Origin of the sequence: Pseudomonas sp. PAGU 2196, assembly GCF_022179005.1 — a bacterium.
GTDB classification, from domain to species: domain Bacteria; phylum Pseudomonadota; class Gammaproteobacteria; order Pseudomonadales; family Pseudomonadaceae; genus Aquipseudomonas; species Aquipseudomonas kermanshahensis.
In genome coordinates this window covers 16931-33960 of record NZ_BNTL01000034.1, presented here as the reverse complement: position 1 = coordinate 33960, position 17030 = coordinate 16931, and the positions used below count along the sequence as shown (strand labels likewise).

Here is a 17030-nt window from a genome sequence, read left to right as displayed (position 1 = left end):
TGCATGCCCCTAATACCCCGTCATCTCCAGATACCCCCGCCCGCCCGCACTCCCCTGCAACCTCACCGGCCCCTCCCAGTAAGGAAACCGGGTGTTCATCCAGGCACGCGGCTCGACGGCATCAACTTGCACATCCACGCCGTACGCCAGCACCCGCACTCGCCAACGTGTCGGCACCTCCTTGCCGTTTTCCTGCCGCGTCCAGGCCAACGCCTGAAGCTGAATCTGATCGCCTCGCAGCGCTACCACCTCGCCCTGGGCACTGGCCCAGGTCCCCGCCCGATACGGCAAACCCTTGGCCTCGCGCACCTGGAACAGCATCAGCTTCGCGCCGCTGTCCAGGTGCAGTGAAAACCAGTCCCAGCCCGTTTGCCCGGCCGCCAGCGGCTGGCTGCTCCACTCCCGGTCCAGCCAGGCCTGACCGGTGACCGCAATGCATAGGCCATCGCGCTCCACCTCGCCGCTGACGCGGTAGAACGGCTGGCTGTAGTAATACGACGCTTGCCCCTTGCCCGACTTTTCGCTGTAGCCCTGGCTGCCGTGCAGCACCAGCGGCCTGTCACTGCGCAGATTCAGGTCGTAACCAAAGCCTTGGCCGGCAGCCTTCATGTGCAACCCTGCAATGCCCTCCCCCCCCTCCAGTGACCAGTCATTGATCCAGGCCCGGAACGGCTGGGCCTCGACGCCTGCCTGCCCGACACCGCCACGCGCCAGGGTCTCGCCAGAGCGATGCCCACCCGGCCCAGTCAGGGCAGCATGCCCCATCCACAGGTTCGGGCTGTTCCAGTCGGCCGTTTCCGCCCCCGGGCGCAAGGCCGAACGGAACAGCGTCCACTGCACGCCCCAGTCCCGCCCTTGGGCGTCTTCAAGGTTGGCGGTGACATACCACCATTCGATGCGAAACCCCTCATGAGCACCGTGATCGCGCGGGAACACCAAGGGGTGATCGCGGGTCACCTGGCTGAACCCACTTGCCTGCTCGCCCAACCCGGCAAAACTCTGCGGCGCTGACGCAGGCTGGTCGCAGCCGCTCAGCAGCGTGCACAGCACGACACAGGCTTTAACGTTCATCGGCAAACTGCCTCAACAGATCGCTGGGCTGGCGCCGCGCCAGTTGCCACAGCGGCCAGGCACTGGCCAGCAGGCTGGTGAGGATGCCCAGCACCGCCAGTTGCACCAATTGCCCAGGAAACACATACAGCGGCAACCGCCAGCCAAATGCCTGCACATTCACCACCGCCACCAGGCACCAGGCCAACACGACACCGACAGGGATCGCCAGCAGCACGGTGAGGCTGCTCAGCATGAGCGTTTGGCCCAGGGTCAGCCAAACCAGTTGCGTGCGCCGCACACCCAATGCCCAGAGCGGCGCCAGCTGGCCCAGGCGGCTTTGGCTCAGGGTCAGCAGGTTGATGAACATGGCCACGCCGGCGACACCCAGTGTCAGGCTGTTGAGGGCGGCGGTGGCGGCAAAGGTGCGGTTGAACACCTCGGTCGACCAGCGCTTGAGGCGCGATTGCTCGACCACCCGGCTGTCGTCCAGGGCAAAGCGCTGCTGCAACTCAGCTTTGAGGGGTGCCAGGTGCGTGGGCACGACATCCACGCTCAGGCCGGTCAATGTCGCCTGCGGCCAATGCCTACGCAGCCAGTCGGCATTGACCAGCACATGGCCCTTGGGGTTGCCGTAGTCGGCGTACACCCCCACAACCGTCATGGGCGGCGCAGCGTCGGCCGCCAGCATCAAAGTGTCGCCCACCGCCAGCCCTAGGCGGCGGGCCAATTGTTCACTGAGCATCACCGCCTTGCCCGCCGCCAACTGCTGCCAGGCCTGCGCGTGCTGGTCCAGCAACGGCCAGCGGTCGCGGTAGGCCGGGTGGTCGATAACCCCCTGCACCTGCACTGGCCAACCCTTAAGGTGCGTTTCCACTCGCCAGCCTGGCAGCACCGCCGTGGCCGCAGGTTGCTGCTTGAGCCACTCACTGATCTGCAGGCCCTGCGCGGTGTCCCGAGGCGTCACGTAAAGGTCGGCGGACAAACGCGCATCGAGCCAGCCGATGAAGGTCTTGCGAAAGCCCTCGGTCATGCTGCCCACGCCAACACTGGCGGCCAGTGCCAGCAACAAGGCCATCAGCGCCAGGCTCAACCCGGGTAATTGCTGGCGGCTGTCGGCGACGAACCACTGCGACAGCGGCCGTCGGCGCCCACGCGCAGCCCAGGCCAGCACGCCGTCGAGCAAGGGCGGTAACAGCAACGCCGAGGCCAGCAACAACGCCGCCAGCAAGGCGAAAGCGCTGGCCAAGCCCTGGCCCAGTTGCCAACAGCCAAGCGCCACCAGCAGCAACAGCAGTGCCACCCACGTCTGGCGCCGCAACCAACGGCCTTGCGCCAAGCGCCAGGCCTGGGGTTGAGCCAGCGCCAACAGGGGCAGGCGCGCGGCCTGAAAAACACTGCTCAGCCCAGCCAACAAGGCCCCGAGCACACTCACCAGCACCCCAGCCAACCACCACCCAGCCGGCAGGTGCAACACGCTGGCGACCTGGGCGCCATACAAGCCACGCAAACTCGCGGCAACGTCTGGCAACAGCAACGCGGCCAACCCATAGCCGCCCGCCACCCCGGCCAGCCCGCCCAGCACCGCGAACAGGCCCAGCTCCAGCGCCAGGCCGAGCAACAGGCAATGCAAACTGACGCCACAGGCCCGCAGGCTTCTGATCAAGCCACGGCGTTGCTCCAGTGCCAGGCCAATGGCGGCGTGGGCGATGAACAGCCCGACCACGAAGGCCAGCAAGCCGAGGGCGGTGAGGTTCAGGTGAAAGCTCTCGGTCAGGCGTTGCAGGCCACCGTCATCACTCGGTGTTTGCAGTTCGAGCCGCGCAGCGATGGCTGCGGGCAAGGGCGCCGAAGGCCCTGTCAGTAGAAGCCGCGACAGCTGTCCGGGTGCCTGCAGCAAGGCCTGCGCATGGCCGATGTCGACCACGATCACCCCGGGCGCCAACTCCGGCTTGAGCACAAAGGGTGGCAGCCGCTGCCCTTCGCTGCTGACGGCCACGTCGGTAACGGTTTTGCCCAGTTGGCGCAAGGTGTCCGGCCCTACCCAGGCCTGCCCCGGCGTACCAATAAAGGCCTGCAGGTCGAAATCGGCCACCCGCACACCGGCCACGGCAGTGGAAACTGGCAAGCTCAACGGCTCGACGCCAATCAGCCGGACAGTCACCGGCTGCTCGCCAGAAAACCGCAACCGCCCCTCCAGCACCGGGGCAACCGGCCAGCCCAACTGGCGCAGTTGCACATACAGCGCCTGCTCGAAGCGTTCGCCGTCACGCGGCACCAGCTGCGCCTGCATCGGTGCCGCCAGTACCGCACTGGCGCGGGCGTAGTCGCTGCGCGCCTGGCTGTTGAGTGCCTGGACGCCGGTCCATAACGCAGTGGCCAGCCACAACCCGGTAAAGATGCTAAGGCACTGCACGCGATGGCGCCGCCAATGGCTCAACAACGCCTGCAGGGTCAGCAGCAATGGGCTCATAGGCCGTGCTCGGCGCGCACGCGGCCCGCCTGCAGGTAGCAACTGTGCGCTAGCCGCGCCGCCAGGCGCTGGCTGTGGGTCACCATCAGGACACTGCTGCCGGCCTCGGCGACCAGTTGCAAAAACAGTCCTAACACCTCATCGCTGCTGGCTTCGTCAAGGCTGCCGGTCGGCTCGTCTGCCAACACCCAGGCGGGGCGACCGGCCAGGGCGCGGCCAATGGCGACCCGCTGTTGCTGGCCGCCAGATAGCTGTTCCGGGTAGCGCGTCAATAACGCAGCCAGCCCCAGGCGCTCTGCCAAGTACGCCAGCCAGTGCGGGTCATGCCGGTTGGCAAGCCGGGCTTGAAACGCAAGGTTGGCCGCCACGTCCAGGCTGCTGATCAGGTTGTACTGCTGAAACACCAGGCCAATGCCGTCCCGGCGCCACCGCGCCAGTGCCGACTCCGAACGGCCATCGAGGGGTTCGTCATCAATCAGGATGCGCCCGCTGTCGGCCCGGTCCAGGCCGGCAATCAAATGCAGCAAGGTGCTCTTGCCACTCCCCGACTCCCCCATCAGCGCCAGGCTGCTGCCGCGGGCCAAGCGCAGGTCGATGCCCTGCAGCACAAGCAGCGGGCCTTGGGGTGTGATGAATGACTTGTGCAGTTGCTCGACGACCAGCATCGGGGGACTGTCCTCTTTGCGCGTTGTATCCCATAGGCATAGCAGGTCACGGCTGTGCAAGGGTTACCAGGACGTCATGTTGATCACTACGTTGAGTGCGACCTTGCAATTCGGCAACCCCTGATTGGAGTCGGCGGTGAGGTTGAAGACACCCTTTGCGATGGGGCCGATCGGCAGCGAGCCATTCTTGCCATCCAGCTCCAGTGTTGCGAAGGCGTTCTGGTCCGGCTCGGTCTGGCAAGCGGAAAGGGTGATCTGGAAGTCAACCTTCGGCGTCGCGAGTGGAACGGGTCACCTGGTATTTCTACCAGTTTTCGACGCTGAACCTTGGCGCTAATACTTCCTAACATTCAATGAGTACAAGCGCTCAATTGCAAATCGGCTAATCACATTTGAACGGGTGCCGTAAACAGGCGCACGAGGAGAACAGCATGCTTCCGGCTCGTTGGGTCGCTAAAACCGGCCTGTCCGCCCTGGACACCATTTCCAACAACCTGGCCAACGTCTCGACCACTGGCTTCAAACGTGATCGCGCCGAAGTCCAGGACCTGAAAAAAACCTGTTCGGTCAGGGTCTCGCTAGGCACTGCATGCCACTGCTGTTTGTGCCAGGCGAGGTCGGGATTGGTTTCGTCAGGTTCCGGATCGTTCAAGCGCGGCAGGGTGACATCCAGCAGTGCTGAAAACCCCAATTAATGGATCCATAAAACAAAAAATCACTCATAGCAGTCCGATAATCGCCCAGATAAATCAGCAAAAAATGCAATGATCGTTGACCAGGCCGCCCTCCGCCACATTTAATGGATCCATTAAATAAAAACAATCGCTACCCCGGAGAGCCTCCATGTACCCCAAAAACACGTGGTATGTCGCCTGCACCCCCGATGAAATTGCCGAGAAACCGCTGGGCCGTCAGGTCTGCGGGGAGCGGATCGTGTTCTATAGGGGCCACGAAAACCGGGTAGCTGCGGTGGAAGATTTTTGCCCACACCGCGGCGCCCCACTGTCGTTGGGCTATGTCGAAAACGGCAACCTGGTGTGTGGCTACCATGGCCTGGTGATGGGCTGCGACGGCAAGACCGTGGAGATGCCAGGGCAGCGGGTCAGGGGCTTCCCTTGCAACAAGACCTTCGCGGTGGTCGAGCGCTACGGCTTCATCTGGGTCTGGCCCGGCGACCAGGCGCAAGCAGACCCAAGCCTGATCCCACACCTGGAGTGGGCGGTGAATGACGCGTGGGCCTACGGCGGCGGGCTGTTCCACATTGGCTGCGACTACCGGCTGATGATCGACAACCTCATGGACCTGACCCACGAAACCTACGTGCATGCCTCCAGCATTGGTCAGAAGGAAATCGACGAAGCCCCGCCCGTGACCACCGTCACCGGTGACGAAGTGGTGACTGCCCGGCACATGGAAAACATCATGGCACCGCCGTTCTGGCGCATGGCCCTGCGCGGCAACGGCCTGGCCGACGATGTGCCGGTGGACCGCTGGCAGATCTGCCGCTTCACCCCGCCCAGTCATGTGCTGATCGAAGTTGGCGTGGCCCACGCAGGCAAAGGGGGTTATCACGCCGATGCGCAGCACAAAGCCTCAAGCATTGTGGTCGACTTCATCACCCCAGAGACCGACACCTCGATCTGGTACTTCTGGGGCATGGCGCGCAACTTTGCAGCGCACGACGAAACACTGACCGCCAACATCCGCGAAGGCCAAGGCAAGATCTTCAGCGAAGACCTGGAAATGCTCGAACGCCAGCAACAGAACCTGCTCGCCTACCCCGAGCGCAACCTGCTCAAGCTCAACATCGATGCCGGCGGGGTCCAGTCGCGCAAGATACTGGAGCGCCTGATCGCCAACGAACGCACGGCCCAAGCCCAACTGATCGCGACCAGCGCAAGCCCAGCCTGACGAGGAGCGGACATGATCGATGCCGTAGTGGTTTCCCGTAACGACGAAGCGCAGGACATCTGCAGCTTCGAGCTGGCCGCAATCGATGGCAGCCTGCTACCGCCCTTTAGTGCAGGCGCGCACATTGACGTGCACCTGCCGGATGGGCAAGTCCGCCAGTATTCACTGTGCAATCACCCCGAAGAACGCCACCGTTACCTGATCGGCGTACTCAAGGACCCTGCCTCACGTGGCGGCTCGCGCAGCCTGCACGAGCAGGTGCACAACGGTGCCCGCCTGCGTATCAGCGCACCGCGCAACTTGTTCCCCCTGGCCCAGGGCGCCCGTCGCAGCCTGTTGTTCGCAGGTGGCATCGGCATTACGCCGATCCTCTGCATGGCCGAGCAACTGGCCCACAGCGGCGAGGACTTCGAACTGCATTACTGCGCCCGTTCCAGCGAACGTGCAGCCTTCGTCGAACGCATGCGCGGTGCCGTCTTCGCCGACCGCCTGTTCGTGCATTTCGACGAGCAACCCGAGACTGCACTGGACATCGCCCAGGTATTGGCCAACCCGCAAGACGATATGCACCTGTATGTGTGCGGCCCAAGCGGGTTCATGCAGCATGTGCTGGAAAGCGCCAAGGCGCAGGGCTGGCAGGAGGCATGCCTGCACCGCGAATACTTTGCCGCCGCGCCGGCTGATACGCAGAACGACGGCAGCTTCTCGGTGCAGGTGAACAGCACCGGCCAGGTCTTCGAGGTGCCCGCCGACCAGAGTGTGGTGCAGGTGCTTGAACAGCACGGCATCGCGATCGCCATGTCGTGCGAGCAAGGCATTTGCGGCACCTGCCTGACGCGCGTGCTGGCAGGCACACCGGAGCATCGCGACCTGTTCCTCACGGAACAGGAGCAGGCGCAGAACGATCAGTTCACGCCCTGCTGCTCGCGCTCGAAAACGCCACTGCTGGTGCTGGATATCTGAAGCGCTTTAAGACGAGGGCAGGATGACCTTCATGCGCGCATCGGCCGTGGCCGCGCCGAACGTCTCGGCGTAGCGCAAGGTGGCATTGGCGTGCTCGCGCATGATGGCCTCGGCGCGAGCGCCCTGCCCGCTGACCAGGGCATCGAACACCGAATGGTGCTGCATGTGTGCATAGTTGAAGCGCCGGTACTCACGCGCCAGGTCATGGCGGTCCACGGCCAGCGCAGTGACCGAGGCAAACGGCAGGTGGTCATTGCGCGCCAGGGCATCGGCAATCGCCGGGTTGTGGCTGGCTGCGATGATCACCTGGTGGAAGCGCATGTTGAGGTCATGGTAGGCCTGCAGGTCTTCCTCGGTGACAAAACCCTTGTCGAACAGTTGATCGCCTTCGACCAGGCAGCGCTGCAGCGCTGCGCGCGCTTCAGCGGACAGCCCACGTTCTGCCGCTTGGCGCGCAGCCAGGCCTTCCAGCACGCCACGCACCTCGACCGCACCGGCGATGTCGTCTGCGCTGACGGAACGCACCTGAAACCCACGCCCGCCAAAACGCACCAGCAGGCCCTCCTGTTCGAGGGTGCGAAACGCCATGCGCACCGGCATCCGCGAGACACCGAACAGTTCGGCGGTGGGGATTTCCATCAGACGCTCGCCGGCCGCCAACTCGCCGGAGGCGATCATCTTGCGAAGCGTAACCAGCACCAATTGACCGGGCTTGCTCATCCAGGCAGTTTCCAGAGACATGAGCGGTAATCTTATCGTAGTGCTCGCCACGACGCATTGGGTGGCCATGAGATCGAGCGCCGCGCGGGCGGCGCTCGATCTCAATGCCGGCAAAAATGCTGCGGCGTACACCTGCCAGCCACACCCATTCTAGGCAACATTTTGCTGGGATCTACGGCCAGGCCGGGCACCAAAAGCCCGACCCTAGGCATCGGCCATCACTGCCTGCCCCGGCCGCGACGCTGGCTTGAGCAACACCAGGCAACCAGCAGCAAGCACGAAGACACTGGCAAACACCCCATACAGGTGCAGCGGTTGCCAGCCGCCGTCGAGCAGTACGCCGGCCACGGTCGGCGACAGGATTGCGCCAATCCGGCCAATGCCGATGCCCCAGCCGACCCCGGTGGCGCGCACCGACGCGTCATAGACCACCGGTGACAGCGCATACAGCCCAGCCACGCAACCGTTGGCGAACAGCCCGATCAGCAAGCCCAGCGCCAGCGCGGCAGTGACCGATGACCCGCTGGCCACGAACAGCACCAGCAGCCCGGCCGTGACCAGCATGAACATCGCCAACACGCGGCTCAGTGGCCAGCGTGACGACAGGCCGCCAATCAGCGCCGCACCAAGGATGCCGCCAACGCTCAGCAGCACCCCGCCGGTAATGCCCTGCTGCGCCGACAAGCCAGCCGCGACCAGCAGCTTCGGGGTCCAGCTCATGACGAAGTAGAAGCCGAACATCACCAGGAAGAACAGCAACCAGATCACCAACGTGGTACGGCGCATGGCGGGGGTCAGCAACTGCCTGAACCCTGTGGCGGCACCAGGCACGCTTTGCGCGGGCGGCGGCAGCTGGGACAGTGCCGGTTGCCCGAGTTTGTCGGCCAACCGATTGACCCGCGCCAAGGCATTCGCCGGGCGGCGTGCCAACAAAAAGTCCAGCGACTCCGGCAGCCACAGCAGCACCAGCGGGATCACCAGCACCGTGACGATGCCGCCGAACAGGAACACCGAACGCCAGCCCCAGTGGCCCAGCAGCCATACCGCCAACAAGCCGCCCAAGGTCGCGCCCAGGGCATACCCCGTGGACTGCAGGCTCACCGCCAGGCCACGCCAGCGTTTGCTGGCATATTCACTGGCGATCACATTGCTGCTGGCCAGGATGCCGCCGATGCCAAGGCCGGTCAGCCCGCGCAGCAGCGCCAGTTGCAACGGGCTCTGGCTCAACGCCGAGAGCAACATGCCCACACCGGAAAGCGCCAGACAGAACAGAATCAATGGGCGCCGGCCAACGCGGTCGGCCCACGGTGCAATAAACAGTGACCCTGCCGCCATGCCGAACAGGCCGGCGCTGAGCAGCAGCCCCACCTGCGCCCCACTCAGGCCCCACTCGGCAGACACCGAGGCGGCCGTGAAGGCCATCACCAGCACGTCAAAGCCATCGATCATGTTCAGCACGATGCAAATGCCGATGGCCAGGCACTGGAAGCGGCCCATCGGGTCATTGTCCAGACGTTGCTTGAGATCGGAGTTCATGGGGCCACCTGCAGGCCGATGCGGGCCACAGGCGGGAGGACAGACGTGCACACGCAAGCAGAGCAGAAGGAACGTTGACGGTTCCGTGCCCTAGATAAGCCATTCATGACTGGACCCTTCTTGTAATTGTCGTCGCGCACGGCCGGAGGGCTGGCCGTCGTCAGGCGCTAATCAACCAGATAATGGATCCACAGACAACCGTGCGTCATTTGCTAAACACCAATCTGACGACACAAAGCGACAAGCGCACCACGAATTAACAAAATAATCCTTTAATTTTCAATATCTTATTAATTTAGCGCTTGATGATTATTTCGTTCGCTTATCGCACAGCAGTTGTTTTTTGGATCCACAAACAACCTTCTACGCCCCCTCTGCGCAGCCACCCAAGTGCCGGCATGAACAAATCTTCATGTTCGCCGTGAACACCCTGATACCGGGGCCAACAGCTGATCGCCAGCCCCTGCCCAAGGCCGCCTGCCTTGAGCGAAAGGGAGGGGTTGCGTAGCATCGCCGGCCCCGGGGCCGCCGCCCGTCCACACCGCCACCCCACAGAGCCACCCATGCCGCAGCCCATCCCCCTCAAGGACCACGAAAAGGAAAAGCACCTGGTCAACCGCCGGCTGATCGCCTGCGCCACCCTGGTCTTCACCCTGGTCGCCGTCCTCGTGGGCCGCCTTTATGTGCTGCAGGTGCTGCAACATGACCAGCAGAGCGCCGTGTCGGAAAACAACCGCGTACACGTGCTGCCCATCGCCCCTGAGCGCGGGTTGATCTACGACCGCAACGGTGTGGTGCTGGCCGACAACAAGCCCAGTTTCGACCTGACCATGACCCGTGAACGGGCCGGCGACTCGGCCAAGGTGCTGGATACCCTGGCGCAGGTGTTGAGCCTTTCGGAGGATGACCGCCGGCAGTTCGACAAGGACCTGCGCCGCGGCCGCAAACCCTTCGAGCCGGTCACCCTGATGGTCGGCCTGAACGAAGAACAGATCGCCCTGGTTGCGGTCAACCAGTTCCGCCTGCCCGGCCTTGAGGTAGAACCGCAGTTCATCCGCGAATACCCACTGGCCGAGCATTTCGCCCATTCGGTGGGTTATGTCGGGCGCATCAACGAGAAAGAAGCCAAGACCCTCGACAGCACCGAGTATCGCGGCACGCAGTCGATCGGCAAGACCGGTATCGAGCACTTCTACGAAAGCCAACTGCACGGCCAGGTGGGCTACGAAGAAGTCGAGACCAACGCCCAGGGCCGGGTCATGCGCGTGCTCAACCACAAGGCCCCGATCCCAGGCAAGGACATCATCCTGAGCTTGGATAGCCACTTGCAACTGGCGGCCGAAAAGGCCCTGGGCGACCGCCGCGGTTCGGTGGTGGTGCTGGACCCTGCCAATGGCGACGTGCTGGCGATGGTGAGCAACCCAAGCTTCGACCCCAACCTGTTCGTCAAAGGCATCAGCTTCAAGCAGTACGCCGCCCTGCGCGATTCCATCGACCGGCCGCTGTTCAACCGCGTGCTGCGCGGTTTGTATGCGCCGGGCTCGACGGTCAAGCCGGAAGTGGCCATCGCCGGCCTGGACAGTGGCGTGATCACCCCCGGCAGCCGGGTGTTCGACCCGGGCTACTACGAGCTGCCCAACTACGAACACAAATACCGCAACTGGAACCGCAGCGGTGACGGCTGGGTAGACATGTACACCGCCATCATGCGGTCCAACGACACCTACTTCTACGACCTCGCGCACAAGCTGGGGATCGAGCGCCTGCACGACTACATGGCCGAGTTCGGCCTGGGGCAGAAGGTGTCGCTGGACATGTTCGAGGAAGCGTCCGGGCTGATGCCTTCCGCCGAATGGAAGCGCGCCACGCGCCGCCAGGCCTGGTTCCCGGGCGAGACGTTGATCCTGGGGATCGGCCAGGGCTACATGCAGGTCACCCCGCTGCAATTGGCCCAGGCCACTAGCCTGCTGGCGAGCAAGGGGGTATGGCACCGTCCGCACCTGGCCATGACGGTGGGTGGCGAGACGCCGGTCGACCCCAACCCGATGCCCGACATCGTGCTGCATGACAAACGCGCCTGGGACCAGGTCAGCCAAGGCATGCAGATGGTCATGCACGACCCCCGCGGCATCGCCCGCGCCTCGGCGGCCGGCGCGCAGTACCGCATCGCCGGCAAGAGCGGTACGGCGCAGGTGGTGGCGATCAAGCAAGGCGAGCGCTACAACCGCAACAAGACCCTGGAACGGCACCGCGACAACGCCCTGTTCGTCGGCTTCGCACCGGCCGATCACCCAAGCGTGGTGGTGGCGGTGATGATCGAGAACGGCGAAGCGGGCGGGCGCGTGGCAGGGCCGGTAGTGCGCGAGGTGATGGATGCGTACCTGCTGGATGAGCAGGGGCACTTGAAGCCTGAATATGCGGGCAATGCGGCGACCAAGGCAGTGCCGCACAGTTAAGGCTCGCGTGTTATGGGGGGCGCTTTACGCCCCCAGTGCCTCAGTCATTCCCCCAGGTAAGCCTTCTTCACCTGGTCGTCATGCAGCAGTTCTTTGGCGCACCCTTCAAGGCTGATGCGCCCGCCGTCGATCACATAGGCGCGCTGGCAGGTCTGCAGCGCCAGCCGGGCATTCTGCTCCACCAGCAACAGCGTCACGCCACCCTTGACCACCTCGACGATGGTCTCGAAGATCTTCTGCACGATGATCGGTGCCAACCCCATCGACGGCTCGTCCAGCAGCAACAGTTTGGGCCGTCCCATCAGCGCGCGGGAGATGGCCAGCATCTGCTGCTCGCCGCCCGACATGGTCCCGGCCAATTGGTGCGCACGCTCCTTCAGCCGCGGGAAAATCCCATACATGCGCTCGATATCGGCACCGATGGCGTCCTTGCCGTCGCGACGGGTGAAGGCGCCCATCTCCAAGTTCTCGTGCACGGTCAGCTTGGGGAAAATACCCCGCCCTTCCGGCACCAGCGCCAGGCCTTCGCGGATCAGGTCATGGCCTTTGATAGATGCATGGGCCTTGCCGTCGAAGGTGATCGTGCCGTCAGTCGGTTTCAACAGGCCGGCCAAGGTCTTCAGGGTGGTGGTCTTGCCGGCACCGTTAGCGCCGATCAAAGCGACCATCTCACCCTCACCCACCCGCAGGTCGATGCCCTTGATGGCCTGGATGGCGCCGTAGCTGACCTTGAGGTCGCTCACTTGCAGAATGTTCTTCATGCCACTGCCTCCGCGCCGAGGTACGCCTCGATCACCCGTGGGTCCTTGCGCACATCGGCCGGCAGGCCGTCGGCGATCTTGCGGCCGAACTCCAGCACGGTGATGTGATCACACAGGCCCATCACTAACTTCACGTCATGCTCGATCAACAGCACCGTCTTGCCGTCCGCCTGCATCTTGCACATCAGTTGGCGCAGGCCTTCGGTTTCCGACGCGTTCATGCCCGCCGCCGGTTCGTCCAGGGCGATCAGCTTGGGTTCAGTGGCCAGGGCCCGGGCGATTTCCAGGCGGCGCTGGTCACCATAGGACAAGCTCTTGGCCAGCTCGCCGGCCAGGTGGGCAATGCCCACGTAATTCAACCAGTGCCGCGCGGCCTGGCGAATTTCACGCTCTTCGCGCACGCAGGCCGGGGTCCGCAAGATGGCGCCGAACACCCCACTGCGGGTGCGCACGTGGCGGCCGATCATGACGTTCTCCAGGGCTGTCATGTTGTGGAACAGGCGGATGTTCTGGAACGTCCGCGAGATACCGGCCTCCACCACCTTATGCGGCTTGCTGATGCGCAGGGGCTTGCCATCGAACATCACCCGCCCCTGCTCGGCCCGGTACAGCCCGGTGAGCACGTTGAACAATGTGGTCTTGCCGGCACCGTTAGGGCCTAACAAACCACGGATCTCACCCCGGCGGATGCTCAGGTCGATGCCGTGCAACGCCTGCAGGCCGCCAAAGAACTTGCTCACCTGGTGCAGTTCGAGAAGTACGTCGCTCATGCCTTGCCCACCTCTTTGGCCGGGAGTTCGAAGGAAACGTCAGTCGTGGGCGCAGGCTCCGGGTCGTCATCGTGCAGCTCGGCGCGGCGCCGGCCTGACGGCCACAGGCCCTCGGGGCGAAAACGCATCACCAGGATCAGCGCCAAGCCAAATACCAGCATGCGCAGGGTCGAGGCATCCAGCACGTTGCGCAGGATGTCGCGGCTGATGAAGGTGACGTTGTCCATGACCCAGGGCTGAACCCAGTTGACCAGGTCACGGAACAGCTCAGGCATCACCGACAGGATCAACGCCCCCAGCACCACGCCGCGAATCGAGCCCATACCACCCAGCACCACCATCGCCAGCACCATGATCGACTCCATCAGGGTGAACGACTCGGGACTGACGAAGCCCTGGTAACTGGAGAACAGCACTCCGGACACACCGCCAAAGGTCGCCCCCATGGCGAACGCCAGCAGTTTCAGATTGCGCTTGTTCAGGCCCATGGCTTCGGCCGCCACTTCGTCCTCGCGCAGGGCCATCCAGGCGCGGCCGATGCGCGAGACCTCAAGGCGCTTGGACAGCACGATGCAAAGGATGACGATGAACAGGAAGAACAGGTAGTAGCTGACCACTGGCGAGACGTTCAGGCCGAACAGGCTCCAGCTCTGCTGCAGCGACAGCAAGGGCGCCGGCGCCTCGCCCACGGCATGCATCCAGGGGCCACCGTCCACGTGCAGCGGTGCGATGTTGCTGATGCCCTGGGGGCCGTTGGTGAGGTTCACCGGCTGGTCCAGGTTGTTCATGAAGATGCGGATGATCTCACCGAAGCCGAGGGTAACGATGGCCAGGTAGTCGCCGCGCAACTTGAGCACCGGTGCGCCGATCAGCACGCCGCAGATGGCAGCGGCAACCGCCGCCAGCGGGATGATCATCCACAGCGGCCAGTCCAGCACACCCTCCACGAGCCCGGCCATGTGCAGGTGCGGTGAAGCCAGCAAGGCATACAGGTAGGCGCCGATGGCATAGAAGCCGATGTAACCCATGTCGAGCAGGCCGGCATACCCGATGACGATGTTCAGGCCCAGCGCCAGCAGCACGTAGAGCATGGCGAAGCCGAGGATGCGCACCCAGGTGGGGCCTAGCATCGGGATGGCTTCGACCAAAAACGGCAAGGCGACGAAACCGAGGATCAGCAGCAGGTATTGCGTCTTGAGGTTTTTCATTGGGTGCACCTCCTTACGCCCGGTCGGCCTGGCGTTCGCCAAGCAGCCCGTTGGGGCGGAACAACAGCACCAGGATCAGCACCGCGAAGGCAAAGATGTCCTGGTAGTTGGCCCCCAGGAAACCGCCGGTGATCTGCCCGGTGTACCCTGCCGCCAGGGACTCGATCAGCCCCAGCAACAGGCCGCCGGCCATCGCGCCGAACAGGTTGCCGATACCGCCAAGCACCGCCGCCGAGAAGGCCTTGAGGCCCAGCAACAAGCCCATGTAGGCGTCGGCCTGGCCGTAGTTGATTGCGCGCATGACCCCGGCGATCGCACCCAGGCTGGCACCGATCAGGAAAGTTGCACTGATCACCCGGTTGATGTTGATGCCCATCAGCCCAGCCACTTCCTGGTTTTGCGCGGTGGCCCGCATGGCCTTGCCCAGGCGGGTTTTGTCCACCAGCAGCCAGAGGCCGAGCATGATCACCACAGCAATCAGCATGATCGACAGCTGTACGTTGGTGACCGTGGCGCCGAACACGTCTATCGGCTGGGTCTCAACCACCTCAGGGAAGGTCTTGTAACCCCGCCCCCAGATCATCATCGCCAAGTTCTGCAGAACAATGGAAATGCCGATGGCGAGGATCAGCGGCGTCAGCCGGGGCGCTTTGCGCAGGGGTCGGTAGGCGTACTTTTCCATGCCCTGGGCCAGCAGCATGCACACCACCACCGCGGCCATGATCGCCAGCAGCAAGGTGATGATGCCGGGGGCGAAGCCTGCGCCCGCCAGCATCGTCAGTACCGAAATGGTCACCATGGCGCCGACCATCACCACTTCGCCATGGGCGAAGTTGATCAGGCCGATGATGCCGTAGACCATGGTGTAGCCCAAGGCTACCAGGGCGTAGATGCTGCCCAGCACCAGGCCGTTGAGGACCTGTTGCAACAAGATATCGAAATTACCGTCCACGAGCTGAATCCTCGAAACTGCGTTGACGTCGGCGCGCGGCGATACTGCGCCACGCGACCGACTGGCCTGGCAGGTGGGAAAAGTCTTCTTGTTATGTCGCAGGCGCAGGCCTGCTTGTTATGGGTGTAACGCAGCGGCGGTCAATCGCGCTCGACCGAAAGGGTCTTCCAGCCGCCGTCGGCAAACTGGAACACCGTCGCTGCCGGGCTCTTGAGGTTGCCCTGGTCATCGAAGGCGATGGTGCCGGTCACGCCGTCATAGCTTTCGCGCTTGAGCACCGGCAGGTAGGTTTTGGGGTCGGCGGAGCCGGCCTTGACCATCGCGCTGATGGCCGCCCAGGTGGCGTCGTAGGCGGCTGGCGAGGACTGCACCACGCCAACCCCGAACTTATCCTTGAGCTTTTGCTCGAAGGCCGCACCCTTGGGCATTTCCAGCAACGGCGTGCCGTAGTTCCAGGCGTAGGTGCCTTCGGCGGCGCTGCCGGCCATCTGCTTGAACGAATCGTTGGGCAGGTTGCCGATGTTCATGAAGCGCGCCTTCAGGCCCAGGTTTTTCATCTGCTTGGCCATGGGCGCGGCCTGGTAGTCGAGGGCCGCGAAGAACACCGCGTCGGCTTTCTGCGCCTTGGCGGTGGTGAGGATGGCGTTGAAATCGGTGGACTTGTCGTTGGTGTACTCACGCACCACCACGTTGCCGCCTGCCGCCTTGACCGCCTTGGTCACCTCGTCGGCCAGGCCCTGACCGTAGGCCGTGCGGTCGTCGAAGATGGCGATGCGCTTGGCCTCGAGCTTGCCCACCAGGTAGTTGCCGGCATAGCGACCCAGGGTGGCGTCATCGTTGACCACGCGGAACACCGAAGGGATGCCTTGGCGGGTCAATGCCGGGTTGGTGGCCGAAGGCGAGATCTGCGGGATGCCAGCGGCGGCGTAAATCTTCGAGGCGGGTATGCTGGTGCCAGAGTTGTAATGGCCGATCACCACTGCCACCTTCGAATCCACCAGGCGCTGGGCCACTGCGGTGCCGGTGCGTGGGTCGGCCACGTCATCTTCGGACACCAGCTTGAACTGCGCGACCTTGTCACCGAGCTTCAGTTGCTGCTGGTTGGCCTCTTCCAGCGCGATCTGGATACCATGTTCGACGTCCTGTCCCTGGTGTGCCGATGGCCCGGTCAGGGGGCCGGCGAAGCCGATCCTGACAATTTCACTGTCTGCTGCGTTTGCCGTCCCCATGGCCATCAGCAACGTTACCGCGGTCGCAAGGGTAGTACGCCCTGCCTTGTTGTTATTCATGCTCAGCTCCCAGTAGTCATTGGACGAACCTCGACATCGATTACCGCTTGCGATTTGGCCGGTACGCCATCGCACTTGTAAGATAACAGTCAGCAGGCAACTGTCAATGGGTGTATGCTACGGCAACGGGTAAAAAAAGCTGTGCAAAGACGAAGGATCCGAGCTGACCGGAACGGCCGTTCAGGCCACCTGGTCAGATGTTTGATAACATATGCCCATAACATCACCGCGGGTTGGCTACGGATCCCGCCCCAACAGGCTTGAGGGCTGCGCGCA

13 protein-coding genes and 1 pseudogene are annotated in these 17030 nt (G+C 63.6%); 4 read left to right on the top strand and 10 right to left on the bottom strand.

Annotated features, from left to right (window positions below):
• Positions 1–9: 9 nt before the first annotated feature.
• The 3 genes from MFF34_RS24840 to MFF34_RS24830 are packed head-to-tail and all read right to left on the bottom strand — an operon-like array spanning position 10 to position 4188.
• Positions 10–1071 carry a lipocalin-like domain-containing protein gene (locus tag MFF34_RS24840; protein ID WP_238217089.1) on the bottom strand — a complete coding sequence of 354 codons (1062 nt, stop codon included), beginning with the start codon at positions 1069–1071 and terminating at the stop codon, positions 10–12.
• Positions 1061–3523, bottom strand: coding sequence for an FtsX-like permease family protein (locus tag MFF34_RS24835; RefSeq protein ID WP_238217087.1), 2463 nt, complete (start codon positions 3521–3523; stop codon positions 1061–1063). Before MFF34_RS24835 ends, MFF34_RS24840 begins: the two co-directional genes overlap by 11 nt.
• Positions 3520–4188, bottom strand: a complete 669-nt coding sequence (locus MFF34_RS24830; protein WP_238217085.1) for an ABC transporter ATP-binding protein — start codon at positions 4186–4188, stop codon at positions 3520–3522. The genes MFF34_RS24835 and MFF34_RS24830 overlap by 4 nt, the downstream gene beginning before the upstream one ends.
• A gap of 431 nt (positions 4189–4619) precedes the next feature.
• Here MFF34_RS24830 and MFF34_RS24825 point away from each other — a divergent pair.
• From MFF34_RS24825 to MFF34_RS24815, 3 genes and pseudogenes are all read left to right on the top strand, one after another.
• Positions 4620–4739 (top strand): annotated as a pseudogene (locus tag MFF34_RS24825) (flagellar basal body protein); the annotation flags it as partial.
• A 292-nt stretch (positions 4740–5031) separates the two neighbouring features.
• The gene (locus MFF34_RS24820; RefSeq protein WP_027593683.1) at positions 5032–6099 is read left to right on the top strand and encodes an aromatic ring-hydroxylating dioxygenase subunit alpha; all 1068 of its coding nucleotides are present in this window, start codon (positions 5032–5034) and stop codon (positions 6097–6099) included.
• Positions 6100–6111: 12 nt separating this feature from the next.
• The gene (locus MFF34_RS24815) at positions 6112–7062 is read left to right on the top strand and encodes a PDR/VanB family oxidoreductase (protein ID WP_238217083.1); all 951 of its coding nucleotides are present in this window, start codon (positions 6112–6114) and stop codon (positions 7060–7062) included.
• Between the two features lie 6 nt (positions 7063–7068).
• On the opposite strand, the gene MFF34_RS24810 is transcribed toward MFF34_RS24815, so the two are convergent.
• Positions 7069–7782 (bottom strand): GntR family transcriptional regulator, encoded by a 714-nt coding sequence (locus MFF34_RS24810; protein WP_027593685.1) that lies wholly within the window; start codon positions 7780–7782, stop codon positions 7069–7071.
• Between the two features lie 204 nt (positions 7783–7986).
• Positions 7987–9318: an MFS transporter gene (locus MFF34_RS24805; protein ID WP_238217081.1), complete on the bottom strand. Its 1332-nt coding sequence runs from the start codon at positions 9316–9318 to the stop codon at positions 7987–7989.
• Positions 9319–9881: 563 nt separating this feature from the next.
• Between MFF34_RS24805 and mrdA the strand changes: the two genes are divergently transcribed.
• Positions 9882–11774: a penicillin-binding protein 2 gene (gene mrdA / locus MFF34_RS24800; protein WP_238217079.1), complete on the top strand. Its 1893-nt coding sequence runs from the start codon at positions 9882–9884 to the stop codon at positions 11772–11774.
• 44 nt (positions 11775–11818) lie between these two features.
• Here mrdA and MFF34_RS24795 read toward each other — a convergent pair whose 3' ends face one another.
• The 5 genes from MFF34_RS24795 to MFF34_RS24775 form a co-directional block, all read right to left on the bottom strand.
• On the bottom strand, positions 11819–12535 hold the full coding sequence (locus tag MFF34_RS24795) for an ABC transporter ATP-binding protein (protein ID WP_238217077.1): 717 nt from the start codon (positions 12533–12535) through the stop codon (positions 11819–11821).
• Positions 12532–13305 carry an ABC transporter ATP-binding protein gene (locus MFF34_RS24790; protein WP_238217074.1) on the bottom strand — a complete coding sequence of 258 codons (774 nt, stop codon included), beginning with the start codon at positions 13303–13305 and terminating at the stop codon, positions 12532–12534. The genes MFF34_RS24795 and MFF34_RS24790 overlap by 4 nt, the downstream gene beginning before the upstream one ends.
• Positions 13302–14513 carry an ABC transporter ATP-binding protein gene (locus MFF34_RS24785; protein ID WP_238217072.1) on the bottom strand — a complete coding sequence of 404 codons (1212 nt, stop codon included), beginning with the start codon at positions 14511–14513 and terminating at the stop codon, positions 13302–13304. The genes MFF34_RS24790 and MFF34_RS24785 overlap by 4 nt, the downstream gene beginning before the upstream one ends.
• 13 nt (positions 14514–14526) lie before the next feature.
• Positions 14527–15465 carry a branched-chain amino acid ABC transporter permease gene (locus MFF34_RS24780; protein WP_238217070.1) on the bottom strand — a complete coding sequence of 313 codons (939 nt, stop codon included), beginning with the start codon at positions 15463–15465 and terminating at the stop codon, positions 14527–14529.
• 140 nt (positions 15466–15605) lie between these two features.
• On the bottom strand, positions 15606–16754 hold the full coding sequence (locus MFF34_RS24775; protein ID WP_238217068.1) for a branched-chain amino acid ABC transporter substrate-binding protein: 1149 nt from the start codon (positions 16752–16754) through the stop codon (positions 15606–15608).
• Between the last annotated feature and the right edge of the window lie 276 nt (positions 16755–17030).